Annotated in this window: 21 protein-coding genes, 1 pseudogene and 1 CRISPR repeat array; of the genes and pseudogenes, 9 read left to right on the forward strand and 13 right to left on the reverse strand. The window is 64.8% G+C overall.

Going from position 1 to position 25773, the window contains the following annotated elements; all coding sequences use genetic code 11:
• Window positions 1-108 (forward strand): annotated as a pseudogene (locus EYE42_RS12680) (IS5/IS1182 family transposase); the annotation flags it as partial.
• Between the two features lie 9 nt (window positions 109-117).
• On the opposite strand, the gene EYE42_RS12685 reads toward EYE42_RS12680, so the two are convergent.
• The 3 genes from EYE42_RS12685 to EYE42_RS16025 form a co-directional block, all read right to left on the reverse strand.
• Window positions 118-726: a TetR/AcrR family transcriptional regulator gene (locus EYE42_RS12685; RefSeq protein ID WP_130991693.1), complete on the reverse strand. Its 609-nt coding sequence runs from the start codon at window positions 724-726 to the stop codon at window positions 118-120.
• Window positions 727-854: 128 nt separating this feature from the next.
• Complete coding sequence (gene mepK, locus EYE42_RS12690; RefSeq protein WP_130991694.1) at window positions 855-1415, reverse strand: peptidoglycan L,D-endopeptidase MepK; 561 nt, start codon at window positions 1413-1415, stop codon at window positions 855-857.
• A gap of 142 nt (window positions 1416-1557) precedes the next feature.
• Complete coding sequence (locus tag EYE42_RS16025) at window positions 1558-1725, reverse strand: hypothetical protein (protein WP_165455787.1); 168 nt, start codon at window positions 1723-1725, stop codon at window positions 1558-1560.
• Between the two features lie 126 nt (window positions 1726-1851).
• On the opposite strand from EYE42_RS16025, the gene EYE42_RS12695 reads away from it, so the two are divergent.
• From EYE42_RS12695 to EYE42_RS12710, 4 genes are read left to right on the forward strand one after another with little or no spacing between them, the layout of a single operon-like run.
• Complete coding sequence (locus EYE42_RS12695; RefSeq protein ID WP_246020785.1) at window positions 1852-3318, forward strand: L,D-transpeptidase family protein; 1467 nt, start codon at window positions 1852-1854, stop codon at window positions 3316-3318.
• 59 nt (window positions 3319-3377) lie between these two features.
• The gene (locus EYE42_RS12700; protein ID WP_130991696.1) at window positions 3378-4478 is read left to right on the forward strand and encodes a UDP-3-O-(3-hydroxymyristoyl)glucosamine N-acyltransferase; all 1101 of its coding nucleotides are present in this window, start codon (window positions 3378-3380) and stop codon (window positions 4476-4478) included.
• A gap of 13 nt (window positions 4479-4491) precedes the next feature.
• Window positions 4492-4758 (forward strand): acyl carrier protein, encoded by a 267-nt coding sequence (locus EYE42_RS12705; protein ID WP_130991697.1) that lies wholly within the window; start codon window positions 4492-4494, stop codon window positions 4756-4758.
• Window positions 4755-6002, forward strand: coding sequence for a beta-ketoacyl-[acyl-carrier-protein] synthase family protein (locus EYE42_RS12710; RefSeq protein WP_130991698.1), 1248 nt, complete (start codon window positions 4755-4757; stop codon window positions 6000-6002). The genes EYE42_RS12705 and EYE42_RS12710 overlap by 4 nt, the downstream gene beginning before the upstream one ends.
• Window positions 6003-6054: 52 nt before the next feature.
• On the opposite strand, the gene EYE42_RS12715 is transcribed toward EYE42_RS12710, so the two are convergent.
• Entirely contained in the window at window positions 6055-6882 is an 828-nt protein-coding gene (locus EYE42_RS12715) for an invasion associated locus B family protein (RefSeq protein WP_130991699.1), read from the reverse strand.
• Between the two features lie 471 nt (window positions 6883-7353).
• Here EYE42_RS12715 and EYE42_RS12720 point away from each other — a divergent pair, with 471 nt between their 5' ends.
• Window positions 7354-8916, forward strand: a complete 1563-nt coding sequence (locus EYE42_RS12720) for a helicase HerA-like domain-containing protein (RefSeq protein ID WP_130991700.1) — start codon at window positions 7354-7356, stop codon at window positions 8914-8916.
• Here EYE42_RS12720 and EYE42_RS12725 read toward each other — a convergent pair.
• A complete protein-coding gene (locus EYE42_RS12725; protein WP_211657944.1) occupies window positions 8879-9286 on the reverse strand; it encodes a DUF6477 family protein in 408 nt (135 codons plus the stop codon). The genes EYE42_RS12720 and EYE42_RS12725 overlap by 38 nt on opposite strands.
• A 217-nt stretch (window positions 9287-9503) precedes the next feature.
• On the opposite strand from EYE42_RS12725, the gene EYE42_RS12730 reads away from it, so the two are divergent.
• Window positions 9504-10643 carry a DUF6456 domain-containing protein gene (locus EYE42_RS12730; protein WP_246020787.1) on the forward strand — a complete coding sequence of 380 codons (1140 nt, stop codon included), beginning with the start codon at window positions 9504-9506 and terminating at the stop codon, window positions 10641-10643.
• A gap of 40 nt (window positions 10644-10683) precedes the next feature.
• Here the strand turns inward: EYE42_RS12730 and EYE42_RS12735 are convergent, their stop codons facing one another.
• Window positions 10684-12165 (reverse strand): catalase, encoded by a 1482-nt coding sequence (locus tag EYE42_RS12735; RefSeq protein WP_130991701.1) that lies wholly within the window; start codon window positions 12163-12165, stop codon window positions 10684-10686.
• 93 nt (window positions 12166-12258) lie between these two features.
• Between EYE42_RS12735 and EYE42_RS12740 the strand changes: the two genes are divergently transcribed.
• Together EYE42_RS12740 and EYE42_RS12745 are read left to right on the forward strand one after the other, a co-directional pair.
• Window positions 12259-13164 carry a hydrogen peroxide-inducible genes activator gene (locus EYE42_RS12740; protein ID WP_130991702.1) on the forward strand — a complete coding sequence of 302 codons (906 nt, stop codon included), beginning with the start codon at window positions 12259-12261 and terminating at the stop codon, window positions 13162-13164.
• 71 nt (window positions 13165-13235) lie between these two features.
• A complete protein-coding gene (locus tag EYE42_RS12745; protein WP_130991703.1) occupies window positions 13236-13982 on the forward strand; it encodes a TerC family protein in 747 nt (248 codons plus the stop codon).
• A 358-nt stretch (window positions 13983-14340) separates the two neighbouring features.
• Here the strand turns inward: EYE42_RS12745 and EYE42_RS16595 are convergent, their stop codons facing one another.
• The 7 genes from EYE42_RS16595 to cas5c all read right to left on the reverse strand — a co-directional run bounded on the left by EYE42_RS16595 (window position 14341) and on the right by cas5c (window position 25610).
• Window positions 14341-14877 carry a hypothetical protein gene (locus EYE42_RS16595; protein WP_165455788.1) on the reverse strand — a complete coding sequence of 179 codons (537 nt, stop codon included), beginning with the start codon at window positions 14875-14877 and terminating at the stop codon, window positions 14341-14343.
• Between the two features lie 184 nt (window positions 14878-15061).
• A CRISPR array of direct repeats spans window positions 15062-19997; the repeat unit is 32 nt; unit sequence GTTTCGATCCACGCCCCCGCGTGGGGGGCGAC.
• 186 nt (window positions 19998-20183) lie between these two features.
• A complete protein-coding gene (gene cas2, locus EYE42_RS12755; protein WP_130991704.1) occupies window positions 20184-20474 on the reverse strand; it encodes a CRISPR-associated endonuclease Cas2 in 291 nt (96 codons plus the stop codon).
• A 1-nt stretch (window position 20475) separates the two neighbouring features.
• Window positions 20476-21510, reverse strand: a complete 1035-nt coding sequence (cas1c, locus tag EYE42_RS12760) for a type I-C CRISPR-associated endonuclease Cas1c (RefSeq protein WP_130991705.1) — start codon at window positions 21508-21510, stop codon at window positions 20476-20478.
• The gene (gene cas4, locus EYE42_RS12765; protein WP_130991706.1) at window positions 21507-22145 is read right to left on the reverse strand and encodes a CRISPR-associated protein Cas4; all 639 of its coding nucleotides are present in this window, start codon (window positions 22143-22145) and stop codon (window positions 21507-21509) included. The genes cas1c and cas4 overlap by 4 nt, the downstream gene beginning before the upstream one ends.
• A 5-nt stretch (window positions 22146-22150) precedes the next feature.
• Window positions 22151-23104 (reverse strand): type I-C CRISPR-associated protein Cas7/Csd2, encoded by a 954-nt coding sequence (gene cas7c / locus EYE42_RS12770; protein WP_130991707.1) that lies wholly within the window; start codon window positions 23102-23104, stop codon window positions 22151-22153.
• Window positions 23101-24849: a type I-C CRISPR-associated protein Cas8c/Csd1 gene (cas8c, locus tag EYE42_RS12775; RefSeq protein WP_130991708.1), complete on the reverse strand. Its 1749-nt coding sequence runs from the start codon at window positions 24847-24849 to the stop codon at window positions 23101-23103. Before cas8c ends, cas7c begins: the two co-directional genes overlap by 4 nt.
• Window positions 24846-25610 (reverse strand): type I-C CRISPR-associated protein Cas5c, encoded by a 765-nt coding sequence (gene cas5c / locus EYE42_RS12780; RefSeq protein WP_130991709.1) that lies wholly within the window; start codon window positions 25608-25610, stop codon window positions 24846-24848. The genes cas8c and cas5c overlap by 4 nt, the downstream gene beginning before the upstream one ends.
• Window positions 25611-25773: the final 163 nt, after the last annotated feature.

Here is a 25773-nt window from a genome sequence, read left to right on the forward strand (position 1 = left end):
TTCTGTCGCATCAAGGACTTCCGCCGCGTCGCCACCCGCTACGACAAGCTCGCCTGCACCTACACCGCAGCCATAGCCCTCGCCGCTATCGTCACGTGGTGGTTATGAGGCTGGACCCTAGTCGGACCGTTGCCCCAGCATGGCGGCGGCAGACTGGATCAGCGACAGGTTCTCGCGCGCGGTTGCCAGGAAATCCTCGACCTCGCCACGTGCCCAGGCCTTTGTGGCGGCATTGGTCGCGGCGACAATGGCGGCGGCCAGGATCTCGATCTGCGCGGGCTTCGCCTCGGGGCAGCGGCGATGCAGAAGGTCTCGCATCTGCGCGCGGCGCGACAGAACGGTGGAATTGCGCAGGGCGTCCAGCTTGGGGTCGGTATCGGCCAGGATCAGGATATGGCGCAGCATGTCCCGTTCATCCATGAACCGCGACAGATGCGCGGCGATCAGGCGGTCCAGATCCTCGATCAGGATGCCTTTGCCCTTGATGAATTCCTCGGATGCCGTGGCGGGATAGTCGGGCGGCGGCCCCATCATGGCCGCTTCCTTGTAGGGATAGTAGTTGAAAAAGGTCCGGGTGCTGATTCCCGCCTCGCGGGCAATGGCCTCGGTCGTGACATTCGCAACGCCGTCCTGCACGGCCAGGCGCACCGCGGCCGCCTGGATCTTCTTGGCGGTTCGGTAGCGGCGCGTCATGGGAACCATTGGATTACCTTCGATATTGGTCATGGCCAAAGCCTTGATGAGCGCAAGGGCGCCGTCAAGCGGCTTGGCAGAGCCTGTGTCCCGATGTCATGCAAAAACGCCGCACGCGGGTGCGTGCGGCGCAGGTCCGGCGATCATGGGTCCAGTGACGATCAGGCGCCCCAGTTGCGGACCGGACCGCAATCCATGTGAACGAAGTTCGACCGCGAATACTTGCCGACCCCGCCTGCGCGACACGACAAGGCGGCCCGGTACATCTGGTTCACCGAACGCGACTTCAGCCGCAGATCCGCTGCCTTGCCAACCATGTGCAGGGAATTTCGCGCCACCCCGCTGGAACTGCGGCGCAGCATCGCGTTGGTGCGCGGCGACCGGTATCCCGACAGCATCATGTAGGGTTCATTGGTTTGCAGCAGCCGATGAGAGGCCGCTGCGACATCGACCGCCCGGGGGTCGATGCCGATCGCCTCGCCCGTGCGCCAGTCGCGCATGAAGATGTTGATCTCGTTCAGCGCCTCGCGGATGTACCGACCGTCCACCCAGTAAACGGTATCCAAGCTTTCGCCCGTCCGGCCCGAATACATGCGGATGCGGCGCATGTCGCCCGCGCCTCGCAGCAACCCGAAGGCGTTCGCCATGACGGGGGCTGCCGCAACGGTTGTGGCCGCGAATGCACCAAGGAGGCTGCGGCGCGAAAGAAGGTCGAATGTCATGTCAGATCGCCTGTCCCGTATCGTCTTTTTCCGCCACATTCGATGCGACGCCGCCGAGGTTATCCCCGGCTTCTTAACAATATGTCAAAAGACCGTGCGGTCAAAACCAGATTCGTGTTGCAAGAGAGTCGAGGGACTGCATTTAAGCGGTTCTTTGCCGATGGCGGCCGCTTGTGGCAAGATTGCCCGGCCCCTGTGGCGGCTGCGCAACGGCCTGGGCGATTTCCTTAAAAAGCCCTGTAATCACTAGAATAATGACGGTTTTCATGCAAGCATCGGTTATCTGGAATGGGGTGCTGGTATGTGGCATGGGCTTGTCCTTGCGGTCTTTGCGCTGAGCACGTTCACGCAACCTGCGGTTGCTCAGCATTCCCTGGCTGTCAGCCCTGCCATGGGTGTTGCCTCGGCGCCACGCCTGGATTTCTCGGCTGAGGAGATGGCTCTGGCCCAGGCCGTCGCGCCGATTCCCGATCTTGCCTCTTTCTATGGCGCCTACGGACAGCGCCCGCTTTTCGATGGACCCCAGGGCGCACTGCGTCGGCAGGCTCTGGCGGGGGCGATTGCCCGGGCCCCCTCCCATGGGATTGCTGCCGAACGCTATGGTGTCCGATCGATGCCCGGTGTTCCCGGTCCCCTCGCCGATGAGGTGGGCCATGCCCGCATTCTGGCACGCTATCTTCGGGACATGACAGGGGGCGTCGTCAGCCCCTCGACCGTCGATCCGCTGATCCGGCGCGAGGTTCGGCGGCCACCAATTCCGGATCTGATGCGAGATTTTGCAGCCTCCGATGATCCGGCCAGCTTCCTTGAGGGACTGCAGCCTCGCCATCCGGCCTATCGCGCCCTTCAGCAGGCCTTGTCGGCCGGCGACGATGCCAGGGTTCCGGCAGGTTTGCCCCGCATCCTCGAGGGTCTCTGGCGGACCGGAATGCGGGACGACGCCATTCTGGCCCTGCGCGCACGGTTGGACAGCCTCGGGTTTGTGGTCCCGGCCGCGGATCCGCGCCTTTACGACGCGGCTTTGGCGGATGCGGTGGCCCAGTATCAAGGGACCGTGGGCCTGCCGCCGGATGGAATCGCCGGGCCCCGAACCATCGGTCGCCTGAATGGCGACACGCCCGATGACGATCGAGCCCGCGCCATCATCGTCGCGCTTGAACGGATGCGGTGGATGGGAGCTGATGACCTGGAGGCCCGTCATGTCTGGGTGAACATTCCCGAATTCAGCGCGCGGATCATGGAGAACGGGACCGAGGTGTTTCGCACCCGTGTCGTCGTCGGCAGTGCCGAACGGGACCGGCAGACCCCCGAATTCTCGGACGAGATCGAATATGTCGTGCCAAATCCCCGCTGGAATGTGCCCCGCTCGATCACCGTCAAGGAATATTTGCCCCAGTTGCAGGCCAACCGGCACGCCGTATCCCATCTGGACGTGGTGGACGGCAACGGCAACGTGATCGCGCGTGATCGGATCGACTTCGGTCGCTATACGGCCGCGACCTTCCCCTATCGGATGCGCCAGAAACCCAGCGAGGATAATGCCCTGGGGCTGGTCAAATTCATCTTTCCCAACCCCTGGAACATCTATCTGCACGATACACCCACCAAGCATTTGTTCCAGAATGCCTCGCGCGCCTATTCCCATGGCTGTATCCGGATCGGCGATCCCTTTGATCTTGCCTATAATCTTCTGTCGATCCAGACTGACGATCCTCGCGCCATGTTCCATCGCGCCCTGGATCGCGGGTCCGAGGCCTGGCTGAAGCTGACGCCTGCCGTGCCGGTTCATCTGGTTTATTTCACCGCCTTCCCGGATGCCACGGGCACTATCCGGCGCTTTGACGATGTCTATGGCCGCGATGCGGCGGTCTATGACGCGATCCGGCAGGCCGGGCTGGATTAGGCCGGGCTGGATTACGGCGGTCAAACCGACTAGATCGCTTTCCGACAGGGGGGCGATCCATGGCAATCACCGTTCGCGAACTGGCGCAGGCACTGGATGCACGGGCTTGGGGGGATCTGGACCTGCCGGTGACGGGCGCAGCCGAACCCGCCGCCACCGATCCGGTCGGACCCCAGGGCGGCACAATCGCCATGGCCATGGCTCCGAAATATGCCGCCGCCCTGAAGCCCGGCAGCATCGCGATTCTGGCAGAGGGCATGGACCCCGAGGCATTGGGCCTGAGGGCGGCAATCCTTGCGCAGCGGCCGCGCCTGCTGATGGCGGGGCTGACGCGGGCCTTCGATCCCGGTCCCGGCATCGCACCCGGCATTCATCCCACGGCCATCGTCGATCCGTCGGCGACCATCGGGCCCGATGCGGCGATCGGGCCGTTCGTGGTGATCGGCGCGGGCGTCAGAATCGGACAGGGCGCCCGGATCGGGCCCCATGTGTCGATCGGGCGGGGAACGGCGGTGGGCGATGACGCGCTGATCCACGCGGGCGTCCGCATCGCCCACGGCGTCACGGCAGGCGATCGGCTGATCGTGCAGCCCGGCGCCGTGATTGGTGGCGACGGCTTTTCCTTCGTCACGCCCGAGGAATCGGGGATCGAGGAGATTCGCCGCACCCTGGGCAGCCGCGACGCGATCCGGCAGCAGCACTGGACCCGCATCCATTCGCTGGGCGGGGTCGAGATCGGCGATGATGTCGAGATCGGCGCCAACGCGACCATCGACCGCGGCACGATCCGCGCGACCCGCGTCGGCAACGGCACCAAGATCGACAATCTGGTGATGCTGGGCCACAATGTCGTGGTGGGTGACGACTGCCTTTTGTGTTCGCAGGTGGGCATCGCCGGATCATCGCGGGTGGGCAACCGTGTGGTTCTGGCCGGGCAGGTCGGCGTAAACGACAATATCGAAATCGGCGACGACGTGATCGCGGGCGGGGCCAGCAAGATATTCACCCGCGTGCCCGCCGGGCGGGTGATCCTGGGCAATCCGGCCGTCAGGATGGAGACGCAGATGGAGATCCAGAAGGCCATGCGCCGGTTGCCGCGATTTGCGCAACAACTGGCAAAACTTCAGGAAGCTGTTACACGGCTGTTGGAAAAAGGCTGAAGCAGGAGGCGTCATGAACGACCAGATCAGAAACCGCATCCGGGCGATCATCGCCGAACAGGCCATGTTGGAGCCCGAGCAGATTTCCGACGATTCCACCCCCACCGAACTGGGCATCGACAGCCTCGGGCTGGTCGAGTCCATCTTTGCGCTGGAGGAGGAGTTCGACATTTCCATTCCCTTCAACGCCAACGAACCCGACAAGTCCGACTTCGACATCTCGACCATGGGAACCATCATGGCGGCGGTCGAACGTCTGGTGGCGCAAAAGGCCGCATGACCCTGGACAGCACCAGCCGCGCCGCGGGCAATGGCGGACGCCGGGTCGTCATCACCGGGGCGGGCACGATCAATGCGCTTGGCCACGATGTGCCCGCCACCCTGACGGCCTTTCGCGAAGGGCGCTGCGGCATCAGCCAGCTTGATTTCCAGGATGTTGACCGCTTGTCGATCCAGATCGGTGCACAGGTCCACGACTGGCGGGCCGAGGATTATTTCAACCGCCAGCAGATCCTGCTTTACGACAAGTTCACCCAGTTCACCCTGCTGGCGGCCAAGCAGGCCGTCGCCCAGTCTGGACTGGATTTCCAGGGCGAACTGGGCCTTTGTTCAGGGGTTGTCCTGGGCACTGCGGGCGGCGGGCTGAACACCTGGGACGAAAACTATCGCGCCGTCTATGAGGAAGGAAAGAACCGCGTCCATCCCTTTGTGGTGCCCAAGCTGATGAACAACGCCGCCGCCAGCCATGTCAGCATGGAATTCGGCCTCCGCGGGCCGGCCTTTACGGTGGCGACCGCCTGCGCCAGTTCCAACCACGCGATGGGCCTGGCCTTCCAGATGGTTCGGTCGGGGGCTGCGCGCGTCATGCTGACCGGCGGATCCGAGGCGATGCTGTGTTTCGGCGGCGTCAAGGCGTGGGAGGGGCTGCGCGTCATGTCCAGGGATGCCTGCCGCCCGTTTTCCGCCAACCGCAACGGCATGGTTCAGGGCGAAGGCGCGGGCGTCTTTGTCTTCGAGGATTACGAAAACGCCCGCGCGCGCGGCGCCGACATCCTGGCCGAGGTGGTGGGATTTGCCATGTCCTCTGACGCGCAGGACATCGTCATGCCCTCGGCCCAGGGGGCGGAACGGGCGATCACCGGGGCGCTGAAGGATGCAGGGCTGAATCCCGAAAGCGTGGGCTATATCAATGCCCATGGCACCGGTACGGCGGCCAACGACAAGACGGAATGCGCCGCCGTGGCCCATGCCTTCGGCCATCATGCCGACCGGCTGATGATCTCGTCCACCAAGGCGATGCATGGCCATATCATCGGCGGCACCGGTGCGGTCGAACTGTTGGCCTGCATCATGGCGCTGAGGGATGGCGTGATCGCGCCCACCATCAACTATCAGGAACCCGACCCGGAATGCGCCCTCGACGTGGTTCCGAACGAGGCCCGAGAGGCCCGTGTGGACGCCGTGCTGTCCAATGCCTTTGCCTTTGGCGGCCTGAACGCAGTGATCGCGCTGCGACGCATCTGATCGTATAAGGGGCATGGCCGCGCCCCGATCGGGGGCGCGGCCGGCTGGCTGCTCAGTCGGCCGGCGCATCCTCGGCGGGTGCTTCGGCCGCAGGGGCTTCCGCCGCCGGCGCTTCCGTTTCTGGGGCATCGGCCGCCGGGACCGGTTCGGCGGCATAGGCCGCCAAGGCGTCGAAGGCTGCGGTGAATCCCGACAACGAAACGGTCAGGCGGACCGGGTTTTCACGATCCCCGCCAAAGGGCAGCAGGCTGACGGTTGCCGTGCTGCCGCGCTTCAATGCCGTGACTTCGGCTTCTGTAAAGCCCAGACGCGACACGCAGCCTACCGGCGCGCAGAAGCTGAAGGGATAACCGTTCGGTTCGGCATTGCCGACGGCAAAGCCAAGCCCCTGGATCAGGTCGGTTTCCAGCGGCGCAACCAGGGTGGCGCCGGCCGCGACATCCCCATTGGTCAGCGGGATGACGGTCATTTCGGCAACCGAATTGCCCTCGTCATCCTGCAGCAACTGATAGAGTTCGCAAGGATCCTTGCCCTGTTCGGCTTTGAGGCAGCGGGTCGTCCAGTCGTCGTCGGTGGATTTGGCGTAATACTGCCCGACCTGCGGATCGGCGTTGTCGGAAGGCGCGGCGGCCGCGTCGGCAGCCGGCGGCGCGTCAGAAGCTGGCGGGGCGTCAGAAGCTGGCGGGGCGGACGGTTCCCCTTGCGCCGGCGCCGCCTCTGCCGGAGCCTGGGGGGCAGCCGGTGCTTCCCCAGCCGGTGCGTCCTGAGTCTCCTGGGCAGGCTGCCCGGCAGGTTCTGGCGATGCGGCATCCTGTGCGAAGGCCGGAACTGCAACCAGGGCAAGCGCGGCCAGAAGGGCCTGCGAGGGTTTGATCGGCATGGTCAATGTGATCCCTTTGCTGAATGCGTCCACGCGGCCTAGCATGTCCCATCGGCGCTGTCAGGCGGCGATCGGCGCCCGGCCTTCACCAAGCCTTGACCGTGCGAATCCTTGCCGGTCAGGGAAATCTCATCGGACCTTGGCCGATAGTGGTCCGTGGCTGGAATTGGAAAGGGTCGTGGATGAACCACGACCCTGGCGCCCTTGGCGCATTCCCCCTGCCGGACTGGCCGGTCATCATTGATGGGCACGCTAGTCTCGCAGCCTCCGTCCGTCAACTGTCCAGTCGGGCAGGTCCGGCCATGAAAAAAGCCGCGCCCGAAGGCGCGGCAGTCCAACAGGGAGGAAGGTTCGCGCATCAACGACCGTGGATGCCGAACGATTCCCATACTGGCATGAAGGTCTTAAAATAGTATTGTCGCGGCGAACGCCGGATCGCGGCATTCGGCAACACCACGAATGGGGACAGGCATGGCTGGCGTTGTGGATGGAACCGCGAACACGATTTTCGTCGGCGGTGCCGGGCAGGATCACGCGGTTCCCCAGGCGCTGCTGCTGAAATACGCAAATCGCCATGGCCTGATCGCAGGGGCCACGGGCACCGGCAAGACCGTGACGCTTCAAACGCTGGCCGAAAGCCTGTCCCTGGCGGGAGTCCCGGTGTTTCTTGCCGATGTAAAAGGCGATCTGGCCGGCATGGCGCAGCCCGGCAGCGGGGATGGCACGCACCATCAGGCCTTCGCCGACCGGGCCGCGCAGATCGGCCTGATGCTGGATTATCAGGCGTTTCCGGTGACGTTCTGGGATGTCTGGGGCGACAAGGGCCACCCCGTCCGCACGACGCCTGCCGAGATGGGGCCGCTGCTGCTGTCGCGCCTGATGGGCCTGACGGAGGCGCAGGAAGGGGTGATGAACATTGCCTTTCGGGTGGCCGACGCGCAGGGGCTGGCGCTTCTGGATCTCGAGGACTTACGGGCCCTGCTGGTCTGGGTCGGCCAAAACGCGGCCGACCTGTCGCTGCAATATGGCAATGTCGGCACGACCAGCGTTGGCGCCATCCAGCGAGCGCTGCTGGTCCTGGAAAATCAGGGCGGCGACCGGCTGTTCGGCGAGCCGGCGCTGGAATTGGCCGATATGATCCGGCAGGATGCATCAGGCAAGGGGATGATCAATATCCTTGCCGCCGACCGGCTTATGACGTCGCCCCGGCTGTATGCGACATTCCTGCTGTGGCTGCTGTCGGAGCTATTCGAGCAACTGCCCGAGGTGGGCGATTCCGATCGCCCGCGCGTTGCGTTCTTCTTTGACGAAGCGCATCTGCTGTTCGATGGCGCGCCCAGGATTCTGGTGGAAAAGGTCGAACAGGTCGCACGGCTGATCCGGTCCAAGGGCGTCAGCCTGTGGTTCGTCAGCCAGAACCCGGCCGATATTCCCGAAAGGGTTCTGGGCCAGCTTGGCAACCGCATCCAGCACGCGCTGCGCGCCTTTACCCCCAAGGATCAGAAGGCCCTGCGCATGGCCGCCGAGAATTACCGCCCCAATCCTGAATTCGACACGGCCGACGCCATCCAGCATGTCGGCATCGGCGAGGCAGTGACCTCCTTGCTCGAGGCAAAGGGCGTGCCGGGCATCGCGCAACGTACCCTGATCCGCCCGCCTTTCAGCCGCATGGGACCGGTTTCGGACGCCGAGCGGGCCGAGCTGATCAGCGCATCCCCCATGGGCCTGAAATACGGCCGCACGATCGACCGCGATTCGGCCCACGAAATTCTGGCCCGGCGGGCCGCCGGGGCTGCAACGGCCCAAGGCCAGGCCCCTGCAGACGATGCGGGGCTGTTCGACATGGACCGCCGCGAATACCGCAACGCCCGCCGATCCGAGCCGCGCGAGGATATCCAGCCGCCGCGCGGTCGGTCATCGCGCAGCGACTCGATCGTCGAAACCTTTGGCAAAAGTCTTGCCCGGCAACTGGGCACGAAGTCGGGACAGGCCATCGTCAGGGGCGTGCTGGGATCGCTGCTGCGGGGACGCTGAGCCCCGACCCGACCGAGGCCAGCATCGCCGCCCCGAGGCCCAAGCCCGTGCGGACCGGGGCAGGCGCATCGGCCACGGCGGCGCGCATTTCCGCCAGAATCGCGATCATCAGAAGAACATGACGATGCATGTCGTATTCCGCCAGTCGCTGGAGACGGGCATCGTTCATGACTGCCTCTTCCGCGCGAAGCCGGGGCAGGGACGTGCCGGGGGCGGGACAGCGGTCGGACCGCAACAGCCGCTTCAGATCCCGTTCGCGCCGCCAGCCGGACTGGCCTTCGCGCGCGGCACGGATCAGCACGCTGGGACGGCGGAGGGGCGCGGTCACAGGGCGGGGGCGAAAGGCGACGACATTCGGCATGTAGCTCATCGAGACTGTCCCATTCTGGTTGGTCCGATCAGCTTCACACAACCTTTGCGGGTGTTGCCTGCCGTCTTGTCGCAGCGTGCGCTGAGGCAACGCATCTTTAGGGTTTGTTAGGGAATGTTGCGGCTATCTGCTGGTTAGCAGCCGTTTCATTAACCACGCTTAACGCAACCCAGGGTGGTTCAGTTCCTTAGCCGCCCAGGATGACAAGGGACCAGACATGACGCTATTGACCGGTGATTTCGCCATCGACAGCTTTGCCGCGGAGCACCGTTCGCCATCCGAGGCAGCCATTCCCCAGGACAATCTGCCGGACGACGCGCGCCTTTACCTGCGCCATGTGGAGCAGGGCCAGTCGATCCGCGCCCTGGCGCGGGCCGAGGGCTGCCATGCCTCGACGATCCTGCGCCGGATACGCCGCTTCGAGGCTCGGCGCGACGATCCGCTGGTGGACGGAGCCCTGACCGAGGGTACCGAACGGCGGGGAATTCTGGACGACCGGCAAGCGATGCGCCTGTTGCGGCGTCTGGCCGAACCGGGCGCGGTTCTTGTGACGGCCGAGGGCATGGACCGTGCCATCATCAGCCGCGACGATATCCGAACCGCCGTTCTGGACCGCTGGATCGCCGAACTCATGGCGCTGAACGGATGGGTACTGCCGTCGGCTGCGCCGGGCCGGGTGCAGCGTTATGCCATTGCCCCCGCAGGCCGCGAGGCGCTGCGCCGGATGCTGCGCTCGCCCCGGCAGCGCAAGGCGGTGCCCGGCCCCGCCGATTTCACCGATGCCCGGCCCGTGGCCAACGACAACGATCTGGGCATGGCCGAGGCCGCGGCAGGCTTTGACCATGCGGAAAAACATCGTGTCTGGGACAGCCGGATCGTCCCCGATCCCGAAGACGGGCGCCGCCGCCGCCGTGCGCGCGTCAACATTGCCGAAAGCCCTCTGCTTCTTCTGGCGCGCCGTCGCGACAATGACGGCACGCCGTTCCTGACGCCCGGAATGGTCGGCGCAGGAGAGCGTCTTCGCGAGGATTTCGAGTTGGCGCAGATGGGGCCGCGGGTCACGCAGAACTGGACCGGCTTCATGACCTCGGGGATCGATGTCAGCCGCAGTGGCGGAGGCTATCGCGGGGGGTCCGAATCGGCCCGCGACCGGGTGGCGGTTGCGCTGCGCGATCTTGGCCCCGGCATGGGCGACATCGTGCTGCGGGTCTGCTGTTTCCTGGAAGGAATCGAAATGACCGAGCGTCGCCTGGGCTGGTCGGCGCGGTCGGGAAAGATCGTGCTGCGCTTGGCGCTGATGCGGCTGGAACGCCATTATCAGGAAACCTATGGCAGTGGATCGCGCCTGATCGGTTGACGAAAAAGGGGCACTCGGCCCCTTTTCCTTTGGTACAGGTTTACTCGGCGGCGTGGCGATGCGCCGCCTTTTCTGCCCGTGCAGCCCGGATGCCGGCCCCATAGGCGGGGCTGATGCGGTCGAAGTGAACCAATACCCGGTCAACCACGTCCTCGTCCGCGCCCTCCATGGCGGCGGCGATGTTGCGATACAGTCGCGCGCGTTCCTCATCGGACAATACGCGGTCATGCAAGGCGCGGGGCTGTTCGTAATCGTCGATAAGCTGCCGGTGGGGCTGGCGTGCGGCCACGCCGGCCAGACGCAGCGGCGGTTCGGTAAAGGACGGGTCTTCCACTGCGCCGCCCCGGCTGTTCGGTTCGTAATAGGCATCCGTGCTGCCGGTCACCTGACCGTAAAAGTTCATCTGCCCATCCTTGTGATAGTGATGGACCGGGCATTTCGGGGCGTTCACCGGCAGATGTTCGTAATGTGTGCCAAGGCGATAGCGATGCGCGTCGGCATAGCTGAAGACACGGGCCTGCAACATCTTGTCGGGGCTGTAGCCGATGCCGCGAACCTTGTTCGACGGACTGAAGGCCGCCTGTTCGATCTGTGCGAAATAGTTGTCGGCGTTGCGATTCAGTTCGAATTCGCCCACCTCGATCAGGGGATAATCCCCATGCGGCCAGACCTTGGTCAGGTCAAAGGGATCGTAAGGGGTCTTTTCCGCATCCAGTTCCGGCATGATCTGGACGAACATTTTCCAGCGGGGAAACTCGCCGCGGTCGATCTTGCCAAACAGCGCCTCCTGATAGCCTTCGCGCGTATGGCCGATGATCTCGGCGGCCTGGGCATTGGTATAATGACGATGGCCCTGCTGAGTCTTGAAGTGGAACTTTACCCAGAAACGCTCGCCGTCGGTGTTCCAGAAGGAATAGGTGTGGCTGCCGAAGCCGTCCATGAAGGTCGGATCCTGCGGCAACCCGCGATCCGACATCAGGATCGTCACCTGGTGCAGCGATTCGGGCACTTGGCCCCAGAAATCCCACATGGCGGTTGCGCTGCGCAGATTGGTGCGGGGATGACGCTTCTGGGTGTGGATGAAATCCGGAAACTTCAGCGGGTCGCGGACAAAGAACACAGGGGTGTTGTTGCCGACCAGATCCCAGTTGCCCTCATCGGTATAGAACTTGAGGGCGAATCCACGGACGTCGCGCTCGTGATCGGCGGCGCCCATCTCTCCGGCGACGGTCGAAAAGCGAGCCAGCATCGGGGTGGCCTTGCCCACCTGGCCGAAGATCGAGGCACAGCTATAGCGTGTGATGTCCTGCGTTACGGTGAAGGTGCCGAAGGCACCCCAGCCTTTTGCATGGACCACCCGTTCAGGGATGCGTTCACGATTCTGGTGTGCCAGCTTTTCCAGCAACTGATAATCCTGCATCAGCACCGGGCCGCGGTCGCCTGCTGTTTCGCTGTGCTGATTGGAAGCGATGGGCGCACCGGCGGTCGTGGTCAAACGGGGGCGGCTACGGTCCTGGGTCATGAAAACCTCCTGAAAATTGGCTGAACGAATGGGTGACACAGCAGGGTGATAATGTAAAATTGGAATAACTGACCCGCAGAATAAGGCTTCCTGATGAACATTACCCTGCGGCAATTGCGCTATTTTCTGGCGTTGGCCCGGCACACGCATTTCACGCGCGCTGCCGAGGAAATGCATGTGACTCAACCTGCCCTGTCCATGCAGATCCGTGCCCTAGAGGATGACATCGGCACGGCCCTGGTGGAACGCACCCCTGCGGGCGTCGTTCTGACTCCTCAGGGCCGCGCCCTGGCCGAACAGGCGCGGCTGGTGATGGCTGCCATGGCGGGACTGGAACAGGCGATGCGCCAGCCGGGGCGGGGCGGGAGGCTGATGCTGGGGATGATTCCGACGGTCGCCCCCTATCTGCTGCCCGAGGCGCTGCCGATCCTGCGCGCCCGCGACATTGGCCGCGACCTGCATCTGCGCGAGGCTCAGACCGACCGGCTGGTCGAGGAACTGTCGCAGGGGCGGCTGGACGCGGCCGTGACGGCTACGGCGCCGGATACGGCTGATCTCGTGGCGGTGCCGCTGTTCACCGACCGTTTCTGGCTGGCCGGCAGCCGCGACCAGATCGCGCGGTTCGGCAGTCTGCATCCCGGCCCGCGCGATCTCGATCCGGGACGGCTGCTGCTTTTGGACGAGGGGCACTGCCTGGGCGACCAGGCGCTGGAGGTATGCGGCTTGGGAAGAGGCGCAGCGCGGCTGGATCTGGGGGCCGCGTCGCTGTCCACGCTGTGCAGGCTGGCTGCGCAGGGGATGGGTCTGACCTTTCTGCCGCAGATCGCCGTGCGGCAGGAACAGGCTGCGGCCCCCGGCCTGTCGGTTGTGGCCTTTCCCGAACCGCAGCCCTCGCGGCAGGTGATGCTGCTGCGCCGCGCCTCGACCCCGGCGCAAGGATGGTTCGACGACCTGGCCACGATCCTGGCGCAGGCGGGTGAAAAGGTCATTGCCGGTTGAAAGGATGCAAGGGAACTGACAGGACAGGCCAAGACTTTTCATTCCGATAGAAGCCGAACCGGACCAATCTCATGCAGAACATCCTTGCCCTCATGCAACAACCCGAAGCCTGGGTCGCCCTGGGAACCCTTGTGGTGATGGAGGTGGTTCTGGGCATCGACAATCTTCTGTTCATCTCGATCCTGTCGAACAAGCTGCCCGAGGATCAGCGGGAACGGGCACGCAAGATCGGCATCAGCCTGGCCCTGGTGCTGCGCCTGGGCCTGCTGGCGACGGTGGCCTGGATCGTGCAACTGACCCAACCGGTCGTGACCCTGCTTGGAAACGAATTTTCCTGGAAGGACATTATCCTGATTGCAGGGGGCCTGTTCCTGGTCTGGAAGGCGACAAAGGAAATCCATCACCACGTCGATCCGACCGATCACGAGGATACGATGATCGGAACCGCTGGAATGACCTTCGGCAGTGCCATCGTACAGATCCTGATCCTGGATCTGGTCTTTTCGATCGACAGCATCATCACCGCCGTCGGCATGACCCCACATGTCGAGATCATGGTGGTCGCCGTCGTCACCGCCGTGACCGTGATGCTGCTTGCCGCAAACCCGCTGGCCAACTTCATCGGCAAGAATCCCACGATCGTGATGCTGGCCCTTTCCTTCCTGCTGCTGATCGGCACCACGCTGATCGCCGAAGGCTTTGGCGTCGATGTGCCCAAGGGCTATGTCTATGCGGCGATGGCCTTTTCGGCCACCGTCGAGGGTCTGAACATGTGGGCCAGAAATGCGCGACTGCGCAAAAAGGCCGCCGCACGCTAAGGGAAAGATCAAATCCGCAGGGGCCGCCAAAGCGGCCCTTGTTTCCCGATCCGGAGGGCTGGTACCCGAGGTCGGTGTGTCTGATCCATTCCAGAACGAGTTCCTGCCTGTAGGCTGGTGTCGGGGTTTCGAACCATGGGGAAACGTCGAATGCATGTGACACAGCCATGGTAGTGACCTGCCGTCCTGTACGGTAGAAGCCGGACCGGTTCGGCATTGGTCCCTGACGCCACCTCTGCCAGCAAGGGGAGGTTGTGTAGTCTGGGCGACAGCAAAAAAGCAGCGCTATCCGGCCGCGTGGCGCTGGCTCAGCAGAAGCAAATCACCCATCAAAGCCTTCTTCCACGAAGATTGGGAATCACGCCTCAAACGTGATGAATAGCTCCTGAGCCGCTTGAAGCATCTGCGTTGGCCACATCTGCCGCTTCCAGCGTCGAGCGGAACCGGATTTTCGAGCGCTCGACGTGACGGAAAAAGGCTTCCTGCGCGCGTTCACGATTTCCCGAAGCAAGCGCGTCCAACCGCCTATGCGGCGAAGTTCTCGACCCCGTCCGGCGTGGCGCTCGGCCTTGCTCGTGGGCATGCCAATCTCGGCGACTTCACCGAGGAGGCGATCGCCGATCCCGAATTGCTTCGGCTTTGCGCGCTTGTTGATTTCGAGGTTGACCCCCATAACCCCTATCCCGGAGCCTAGACCGGCCATGTGCGCATCGAGTACGAGAACGGCGCCGTGGACGAGGCCGACCAGGGTCACATGCGCGGCGGCATCGAAGAGCCCCTGACGCGCGAGGAAATCGACGCCAAATTCCGGGCCAATGTCGCATTCGGCGGACATGGCGATGCCGGCGCGCTTCTTGACGGATGCAATCGCATCGGCCGCATGAGCGGGGGCCATGAACTGATTGCGGAGCTGGCGAAATGAAAAACGAAGACCTGACGGATCGGGTGGCCCTCGTCACGGGGGCGTCACGCAACATTGGCCGCGCCATCGCCGTCGCTCTGGCTTCGAGGGGCGCCAATGTGATCGTGCATGTGGCGACCGACACATCGGCCGGGACCGAGACGGCCGGGGGGCCACCGTTTCGATCCACGCCCCCGCGTGGGGGGCGACTCGCAACTGCGTCCTGCTTGATCGCGATGGTCGGGTTTCGATCCACGCCCCCGCGTGGGGGGCGACGCGGCATACTTCGACCGGCTGGCCGACACCTATTCCGTTTCGATCCACGCCCCCGCGTGGGGGGCGACGATAGGTCCGTCCCACGTCTCCCGCTCGACCGCGTTTCGATCCACGCCCCCGCGTGGGGGGCGACCCCGGCTCGACCGCATAGCAGTCGGGCGGCAGGTAGTTTCGATCCACGCCCCCGCGTGGGGGGCGACAAAAACGCCATGGTCAGCGTCCGCCCGGACGGCCGTTTCGATCCACGCCCCCGCGTGGGGGGCGACTCTTCGAGAACTGCCAGGTCCGTGATGACATACACGTTTCGATCCACGCCCCCGCGTGGGGGGCGACCTGCCGGGGGCCTCGCCTATGGGCAGCATTTCGTTGTTTCGATCCACGCCCCCGCGTGGGGGGCGACGATGGCGATGGCCTCGTCCTGGGGCAGCGGCTCGTTTCGATCCACGCCCCCGCGTGGGGGGCGACGCAACGCCTGCATGGTGGAGCACGTCTTCAAGCGGTTTCGATCCACGCCCCCGCGTGGGGGGCGACGCCCCCTCGCAACTGGAAGCCGCATACCAGGTCTGGTTTCGATCCACGCCCCCGCGTGGGGGGCGACAGCACGAGCGGCAGGCGATGTTCGCGCTGTTCCTGTTTCGATCCACGCCCCCGCGTGGGGGGCGACATCCCCGCGACTTCCCAGGTCATCGAGGATTTCTGGTTTCGATCCACGCCCCCGCGTGGGGGGCGACATCTGCCCGGTGACGTTCACGCCGTTCATGCGCAGTTTCGATCCACGCCCCCGCGTGGGGGGCGACAAATGCGCGGGACGTTATTGTAAGGCGCGGAATTGTTTCGATCCACGCCCCCGCGTGGGGGGCGACACCGGGTCCATCGGCGTCTCCATGGCGGCTATGGCGTTTCGATCCACGCCCCCGCGTGGGGGGCGACCGCCTCGGCAGCATCAAGCAGGCCTCGCTGACGCAGTTTCGATCCACGCCCCCGCGTGGGGGGCGACGTCAAGGGTGGGGGGGATCATGTCGGAGACGAACAGTTTCGATCCACGCCCCCGCGTGGGGGGCGACCTGCGGACAACACGACCAAGGACCAGACCTCGCTGTTTCGATCCACGCCCCCGCGTGGGGGGCGACGCGTCGGCCAACTGGTCGGACTGTGCGATAACCTTGTTTCGATCCACGCCCCCGCGTGGGGGGCGACGCGCGCGTAGCAGCATTTCGGGACGCGTCGCGATGTTTCGATCCACGCCCCCGCGTGGGGGGCGACGCCTTTTTGAACGGCATTTCGGTTTCGGGATCACGGGTTTCGATCCACGCCTCCGCGTGGGGGGCGACCGCGCGCCAGCCCGTCGCCGTCCTCTGGTCCGCTGTTTCGATCCACGCCCCCGCGTGGGGGGCGACCGCAGTCGTCGCCGCGATCCCGACCGGCAGCCCGGCGTTTCGATCCACGCCCCCGCGTGGGGGGCGACGAGTTCAGGGGGTTCTTTCCTAGATTGTTGGCCTGTTTCGATCCACGCCCCCGCGTGGGGGGCGACAAATCGCGCATGAAATTCGGCAGGGTCGAAACATCGGTTTCGATCCACGCCCCCGCGTGGGGGGCGACTTCGGCCACGGAATAAAGTTATCCGTGTCCCGAAGTTTCGATCCACGCCCCCGCGTGGGGGGCGACAACGAAAAAGGGCGGCCCAAAGCGGGACCGCCCAGTTTCGATCCACGCCCCCGCGTGGGGGGCGACGCCTGCGTGGCCGTCGCCATGGCGTCCAGCCCGCCGTTTCGATCCACGCCCCCGCGTGGGGGGCGACGCCACGGTTGCCGTGTCCGTCATGGCAACATTCTGTTTCGATCCACGCCCCCGCGTGGGGGGCGACATTCGGCCACGGAATAAAGTTTTCCGTGTTCCGAAGTTTCGATCCACGCCCCCGCGTGGGGGGCGACACGATCCGGCACTTTGGGACCTGACACAACATCCCGTTTCGATCCACGCCCCCGCGTGGGGGGCGACCGGCGTCATGCCGGGCTTCCAGCGTTCTGGAAGAGGTTTCGATCCACGCCCCCGCGTGGGGGGCGACTTCCTTCGTGCCCCCATAGAGGGCATCCCGCAAATGTTTCGATCCACGCCCCCGCGTGGGGGGCGACTCGACAGCATTTCCTGCTGGCGCATGACGCCCAGGTTTCGATCCACGCCCCCGCGTGGGGGGCGACCGGCGCAGCTCGTCGTCGAGCCCCTCGGATTCGATGTTTCGATCCACGCCCCCGCGTGGGGGGCGACTGCGCGATCACCATGTCACGGTCGTCATCCACCGTTTCGATCCACGCCCCCGCGTGGGGGGCGACGGCCACCGCATCGGCCACCATTGCCGACTTCGAGGTTTCGATCCACGCCCCCGCGTGGGGGGCGACAAGGAATGGGCCGTTCTCGGCCTTATCGGCAAGGTTTCGATCCACGCCCCCGCGTGGGGGGCGACAAATACACCCGTGACACCGACCAGGGTAACCCCGTTTCGATCCACGCCCCCGCGTGGGGGGCGACTTCTTGGTGGAGGCGGACGCCGTGTTCGTACCGACGTTTCGATCCACGCCCCCGCGTGGGGGGCGACTCGGAAATCTGTCGGGGCAGCCGCCGTTGGGACAGTTTCGATCCACGCCCCCGCGTGGGGGGCGACGCCATGGGCGCCCGCGTCCGGCCCTACTGATACGAGGTTTCGATCCACGCCCCCGCGTGGGGGGCGACCTAACGTGTCAGCAATAGACCGCCTGATTGCACAGTTTCGATCCACGCCCCCGCGTGGGGGGCGACGAGGCAGACATGGCGTGGATGAAGGCGGTAAATTGGTTTCGATCCACGCCCCCGCGTGGGGGGCGACATCTTCCGCGCCTCTGCGCTTCCCGGCAGTGGAGTTTCGATCCACGCCCCCGCGTGGGGGGCGACAACTGGAATTCCAGTGCATCTATCGGGCTGACACGTTTCGATCCACGCCCCCGCGTGGGGGGCGACTTGTGCTGTAACAGCCATGTAACACTACATAGGCGTTTCGATCCACGCCCCCGCGTGGGGGGCGACGAACAGATCTACTCCGTGTTTCAAGTGGCGTGGGTTTCGATCCACGCCCCCGCGTGGGGGGCGACAAAAGCTTGCGTTGTCGGATCAAAAGCCTTCGCAGTTTCGATCCACGCCCCCGCGTGGGGGGCGACCGCCGCCGCACAGCCCGCCCCCGATGAGGTGGCAGTTTCGATCCACGCCCCCGCGTGGGGGGCGACTATAGGGCAAGGGCTCGTCGGAAATGCCGGGCACGTTTCGATCCACGCCCCCGCGTGGGGGGCGACTAGCGCAACCGGGCCAGGTTGTGAGCGCCGTGGTTTCGATCCACGCCCCCGCGTGGGGGGCGACTTGCCCCCCGACGGATCGGACGCGGCCGCCGGAAGTTTCGATCCACGCCCCCGCGTGGGGGGCGACCGCGGTATCCAGACCCCAAATGCAGGCCATCGTCGTGTTTCGATCCACGCCCCCGCGTGGGGGGCGACTGGATCAGGTCGGAAATCTCGGCTTCCTGCGTAAGTTTCGATCCACGCCCCCGCGTGGGGGGCGACGCGGTCGCGCGGCGCGCCGCCCTTAGCCTTGGAGTTTCGATCCACGCCCCCGCGTGGGGGGCGACAAAGTCATTGGCAGAGGCGTTGTCTGTGATCCAAGTTTCGATCCACGCCCCCGCGTGGGGGGCGACGCGTCATAAGCCTTGGGCCGACGAGATGATCAGGGTTTCGATCCACGCCCCCGCGTGGGGGGCGACGGACTTTCGGATGCCTGTTCAGCGGCTCATTGCAGTTTCGATCCACGCCCCCGCGTGGGGGGCGACGCGATCATGCCGCAGCCCCGGCGTTCTGGAAGAGGTTTCGATCCACGCCCCCGCGTGGGGGGCGACCCGGCGCACCGCCGCGGCGGATGCAGATGCGGAGTTTCGATCCACGCCCCCGCGTGGGGGGCGACATGTGCGCGTGACCAGTCGAGACGCTGACAGGGTGTTTCGATCCACGCCCCCGCGTGGGGGGCGACGGCCCGCTGCCGCCAGCTCCATGATGCCTTCCAGTTTCGATCCACGCCCCCGCGTGGGGGGCGACAGGAGCGCGCCGTGGCCGCCAAGAGGGCCAACGAGTTTCGATCCACGCCCCCGCGTGGGGGGCGACCTGCGGTCGATATGCCGATAGGCCACGCGCGGGTGTTTCGATCCACGCCCCCGCGTGGGGGGCGACTGTTCTGGACACGGTCGACCTCGTCCAAGCGACTGTTTCGATCCACGCCCCCGCGTGGGGGGCGACCAGATGCTCGGTCTTCACGATGCCGGGCGTCAGCGTTTCGATCCACGCCCCCGCGTGGGGGGCGACGACGGCCTGGACGGGGGCGGGGGAAGGGGAAGGGGTTTCGATCCACGCCCCCGCGTGGGGGGCGACCTGGCAACGTCCGTGCAGGGCTATCTTGGTCAGATGTTTCGATCCACGCCCCCGCGTGGGGGGCGACGCCGTGTCGGCCGCGACGACGGCTGAAACGCACATGTTTCGATCCACGCCCCCGCGTGGGGGGCGACCGTGGCCGGGACGCTGGAATTCCGCCCAGGCATTGTTTCGATCCACGCCCCCGCGTGGGGGGCGACAGGCTGGTGCTGGTGGTGAGCTAAGGCAAACCGGCGTTTCGATCCACGCCCCCGCGTGGGGGGCGACGCACGCCCCCGTCCGACGACGGGGCATTGCCCGCGTTTCGATCCACGCCCCCGCGTGGGGGGCGACAACTTCCCCTTTGAAGGTCACGACATGGGCAAAGGTTTCGATCCACGCCCCCGCGTGGGGGGCGACTGCCGAGGATTTAACCTGTTTGAAGGCATAAGTGAATCCTCAAGCAATTGCGAAGGCCGAGCTAACGGGCGCTCGGGTTTCAGAGCGGGAAAATCCCGCTCTCTATAAGACAATGATTTCAAAAAGCTGGCCAGGATGCGAACCTGCGCGGAAAAACCGGCACGCTTTGGGTTCGCACAACGGCGTTTAGACGATCAGGGGACCGTTGAGATCCGTGGCGGGCTTGGCGCCGACATGCTCGACGCGGCGGGTCCAGTTCGCACCCAAGTAATAATAGCGAAGACTGTCATGCGCAGGCCGAATGATGGCCTCGAGCCGCGCCTTCAGCCTGGTCCATTGCGCCGGATCGACCTCGATTTCAAAAACAGAGAACTGCACGCGCTGGCCATAATCCTCGCAGGCGCGGGCAACCTGGCGCAGGCGTTTCTTGCCGCCTTCCTCCAAGGTATTCACGTCATAGGTCACAAGAACCAGCATGTCAGCTCCAGAACCAGGGGGGATAGGCGTCGATGTCGCCGCGCAGGTGGCGGGCCAGCATCTGCGCTTGAAGATAGGGGACAAGGCCGAAGGGCGCCTTTTCGCCAAGGAAGGGGTGCAGGCGTTCTTCCTTTTTGCGTTCCTGCCAGGCGGTCAGCACCAGCTTGCGGGCGTCGTCGGACATCAGAACCGCACCGCCCTCCATTTGGCGAAAATCGCCGGCGCGCAGTTGCCGCCGGTTGACCAGCGACAGGGCCAGCCGATCGGCAAGGGGCGCACGCAGTTCTTCCATCAGGTCCAGGGCCAGCGACGGGCGCCCTGGCCGGTCGCGGTGCAGAAAGCCGACCGCCGGGTCCAGGCCCACCGCCTCGCATGCCGAACGGCAGTCATGGGTCAGAAGCGTATAAAGGAACGACAGCAGCGCGTTCATCGCGTCCAGCGGCGGGCGGCGGGACCGGCCGGTCCAACGCAATTCCGGATCAGGCGCGCGGATCAGATGGTCGAAGATGGCGAAATACAGATTGGCCGCCTCGCCTTCAGATCCGCGCAGCAGGTCGATGCTGTCATCTTTCAACTGCACCCGGCGCAGGATCGTCGCCATGCGGTCGGTGGTTGTTTCCAGGCCGGCGCGCGCCGCCGGGTCCATTTCGGCGCCGTAATCGCGCAGCGCCCGGCGAATGACCGCGCGTTGGTTGGCGATCTTGCCCAGGACGATCGAGCGCACGATGTCCTCGGCCGCCTCGGCCTGGCGGTATTGGGCGCGGCGCAGCAGCACGTTGCCCGCCACCGGGCCCTCGATCCGGGCCTGGAAGCGTCCTGCCCGGTCCAGGATCGTAATGCTGATGCCGCGTCCCGCGCAGGTGCCGATCAGCGCCGGGCTGACCAGGATCGGCCCGAACACCACGACCGAGGCCAGCATGTGCAGCGGCACCCGCGCCTTTTCGGCGCCCTCGATCTCGGCCACCAGGTTCTCGCCGTCCTTTTTCAGGGCGGCGCCTTCGGTGGTGACATAGACGGTGTTGAGCAGTTTCTTCACGGTGCCTCCAGCGCGCGGGACAGCATCCGGTCGCGCCATTGCCGCACCGGGCGGGCGACGGTGTCCGGGCGGCAGAGGTCAAGCAGCGAACAGGCCCGGCAGCGCGACTTGTGCGGCGTGGGCGGCGGGGTGATGCGGCTGGCAAGGACGGCCGCAAGGTCGGCGATGGCGCCTTGGGTCAGCGCGCGAAGGTCGGGATCGAAGGGCACGGTGACGCGGCGCTTGGTCTGGGCATAGAACAGCGCGCCTTCGGGCACGGACCGGCCGGTCATCTCCTCGAGGCACAGGGCCTGGGCGCAAAGCTGCGCCTCGTCGGCGCGGTGCAGTTTCGGCTTGCCGCGCTTGTATTCGACCGGGAAGGCGGTTTCGCCATCCGGGCCGGGCGCGAATTCAACCAGATCGGCCACCCCCGTCAGGTTCAGCCGCCGCGAGGCCAGCGGCAGCGCCAGCACCCGCCGCACCCCGCGCGCCTTGCGGCTGCCGCCCTTGTCGGCCACCGCGTGCAGCACGTCGCCTTCGGCGGTAAAGCGGTTTTCGGCCCAGACCCGTTCCAGATGGATCAGCGCCGCCTGTCGCAGGCAATAGACCGCGTGCTGCACCGCCGAGATGGGGATGGGTTCCGTATCGGCGGGCATGGGGGTCAGACCAGATCCAGAACCTCAACGCCGTCCGGCAAGCCGTCGCGGTCAATCTGAACGACATAGTCCGAAAACTTGCGCGCCGGTGCGTGGTTGCCAAGCCCGCGATCATCCAAGGCGCGGAATTCGCCATCCACGTTGCGGCCAATGGTGACACGGTCGAACAGCTTGTGCGCCGGGGCGTTGCCAAGGGCATTTTCATGCCGGAAGACGATCAGGCGCCGGGTCGTCATCTCGCCCCGCGCTGCCGAACGGTCGTGTTCGAACATGTTCGTCAGGGCCTCGAACAGCAGTTCCAGGTCGGCTTCGGAAAACCCGGTCCGTTCGGCGAACTTGGCCGAGATGAAGCCATGCGCGACATAAAGGCCGTAAGGCACAATGTGCTTGCGGCCCATGGTGCGGTTGTCGGTTCGGGTGTCGCCGTCCTCGGCACCCTCGGCACGTTTTTTCTGTTCTGCCTCGTTGGTGGCGGCCATCCGGGTAATCGAGATTTCCACCGGCAGGATCGGCTCGACCGAATTGGCAAAGGTCATCTGCACCGGCCCCTTGACCTGTCCGCAGTTGATGCCGGTGGACATGACCGCGCCAAAGGTCCGCACGTCGAAGAAGTTGCGGCACATCCAGTCGCGCAATTCCCTGGCCTCGGCGTCATCCCTGGGGTTCAGCTTGGCCTCTTTCTTGCCGGACGTTTCGCCCCGCAGGGCGGTATAGGCTTGACGGTGTTTTTCGTTCAGAATCGCGCCTTCCTGGACATAGATGTGGTGCCCGGCCTCGCCCGTCCGGGCCAGTTCGACATAATTACGGATCTTGCGTTTCAGGCTGACATCGCTGACCAGCCCGTGGCTGGTCTCGGGGTCCAGCCGAGGCAGGTTGCCCGCATCCGGGTCACCGTTGGGATTGCCGTTGGCGACATCGAAGATCAGCACGAAGTCATGGCGGCGGGAAAGCGTGGTCATTCGGTCACCTCGGAAACAGATTCTGTTTGTGGAGCAGACGTCTTGCGTAAACTAGCTTGGTGGTAATACCCCAAGGCAAACTTAGCCTGTGCGGTCGGTGGCAGGGAAGCTGGAAATGGTTCTCCTGAAACATCGAGCAGATTGGCAATCTTTTCTATTTCGTCCTGAAGGTAGTGCGCGAACGCAGGCTTTTCTTTGCGAATCTTGCTCAAATGATTGAATGCGTTTGCTGCAAGAGATCCAAAGACGCGAGATGGCGTGGAGGATGCTGATCCATAAAATTTATCTCGGATAGTAGCATTCACATTTTTACCTAAAGCAGTTTTCTGGACATTTTCGTAAGCAGCGAACAAGCGTCCTAGCACATAGCCAATGTCCTTAGATGTGGGATCCAAAGCCACAGGAGCCTCCCTCGAATTGAAATTGCGGATCAGGACGGATTTCAGGATCGCGGCGCGCAGGGCGTTCACCTCGCCATCGGCGCGGATGCGCATCAGCGCGGTGGACATCAGCGTCAGCGGATAGGGGGTGCCGGTGACGATCGCGCGCATCCAGTCGCCCGCCACCAGCGGCGGCACGTTTTCCCGTTTGCCCAGCACGGCCAGTTCGGTCAGGTAACGCCACAAGGGCGGCCAGCCGTCGCGGGGCGGTGGTTCGATGGCGATGTCGGTCAGATAGCGCCGATAGTTTTCGGCCAGCGTCCCGAAATCGTTTTCCCACCAGAACCGCACCGACAGGCGGGCGGCGTTGGGGGCCAGACCCAGGACATGAAAGCGCACCCCTTGGGCCAGTTCGGGGGCGATCTGGGCCAGCGGCTTGCCGTCGCGCATCAGCAGCAGCTTGTCCCGGATCTTGCCTTCTTCGATTGCCTCGTCGTCCCCGGCATGGGTGCGCGCCCCGAACATGACGGCCACCCATTTGTCCGCCTTCTCGGCGGCGGCCTGATCCGCGCAATCGGCCCAGAATATCGTCGAGGCATCGCCGATCTGGATGCGGTGGTTCGGGTCGGCAAGGTAACGGTTCAGCGCGGTGGTATAGGCAAAGGCGGCGGCCTCGGACACGGGGGCGTTGTCGCCCTGTTCGTGGCCATAGGAGGTGAAGGCATCAAGGTTGAACGAGATCAGACTGGCACCCGAGGATTGCGCCCCCCAGACGCCCTTGATCGACGGATGCAGCCGCGCCACCGGGGCGGCGTCGCCGGTGACAAGGCAGATTTGCGGGTCCGAGGCTCCTTCGGCCCCGATCTTGCGCCACAATTCCCTTGCGGCGGGGCGATCATGCAGAAAGGTGAATTCGGATGACAGGCGGAACACCAGGTTCTGGTCGCGAACATCGTCGTGCCATATCGGGGCAGCAAACCTTTCGGGTGTCCAGCCTTCCAGAAACAGGCGCAAGGCTGCAAGCCCTTCATCGGTGGCGTCGGTCAGCCAATCCAAGTGTTTCGCCTTGAAGGCCGCATGTTCCTCGGACGTGCGTTTGCTCAGGCCACTGGTGATACCCAGCACATAGGCAGTCTTGTCCCACAGCACATTGGGATCGATCCCGACCGTGCGCTTCTTGGCCTGCGGCACCAACATCATCCTGGGACTGCGCTTCTTGTCGTCGCCGCGCAGATCCACCACCTCGGCCACCGATCCGTCCGGGTTCAGCACCACGCAAAAGCCGATCTTTTCGGACGAATAGCCGAAGGGCGGGGCGTCGGGCAGGCGGTCATGGGCGCGGACCAGGGCGGCAAGCAGGCTCATCGTTTCACCTCGGGGCTGCCGGGGGGCGGGACGTCGATCACGCCGTTGCGCAGCGTGGCGCGGAACAGCAGCGACGGGCGGCCGGGGGCGGCGTGGTCGATGTCCCACAGCATGAAGCCCAGATCGCGCGGCGTCCCAAAGCCAAGGTCCGGCATTTCGGCCTGGCGCGCCCGGGACGGGGCCGGTGTCGTGGTGGGTGTGCCGCCTTGGCAAAGATCGCCCCAGCCGGGGCCTTGGGGGCTGGGCAGGGATGCGCCAGGATCGACCAGCGCAAAGCTGGCGGCGAATTCGCGGGTGCCCAGACAAGGCTGGTGAAAGCACTGTCCGCGCGCGGCGCGGCGGTTAAAGATGTCCAGATGCTTGCCCTCGGTGTCCGAGGCATCGGCGCGGGCGGTCAATTCGAAATGCGCCTCGATCACATAGGCGGGGTTGACCAGCACGGTCGAGGCGCGCTGCTGGCGATCCTCATCGACCAGCAGTTGCACACCTCCCAGGTCGCCCCGGTTCATCGCCCGCTTGATCGTGCCCGCCGGGGCCTTGTGGCCGACCTCGTTGCGGCGGATGGACTGAAAGCGGATCGGTTCCAGCACATGGATGCGGTCGATCACCCAACGGATCGCGGGCTTCCAGTGGATCGCCTCGAGGATGCCGCGCGCGGCCGATGGGGGCATCACGTCGTAGGACGTGCGCTCGACCTTGAGTTCCGGGCGGGTGAACAGGGCATGACGGCCCCAGACGTGCAATCGGATACCGTAGGTCACTTTTTACCCCAATATTTAGAATCACATTATCCATTCGCCATCTTCACGCAAGCGAGATTCTATGTAAGCTATAACCCTCACCGCAAGCGGCGAGGGTTATCTCCAAACAGCAGAAAACCTAGGTTTCTATCCACACCTTGCAGGTGACATTTACTGATTAAGG

This window comes from Paracoccus subflavus (assembly GCF_004310345.1).
Lineage (GTDB): Bacteria > Pseudomonadota > Alphaproteobacteria > Rhodobacterales > Rhodobacteraceae > Paracoccus > Paracoccus subflavus.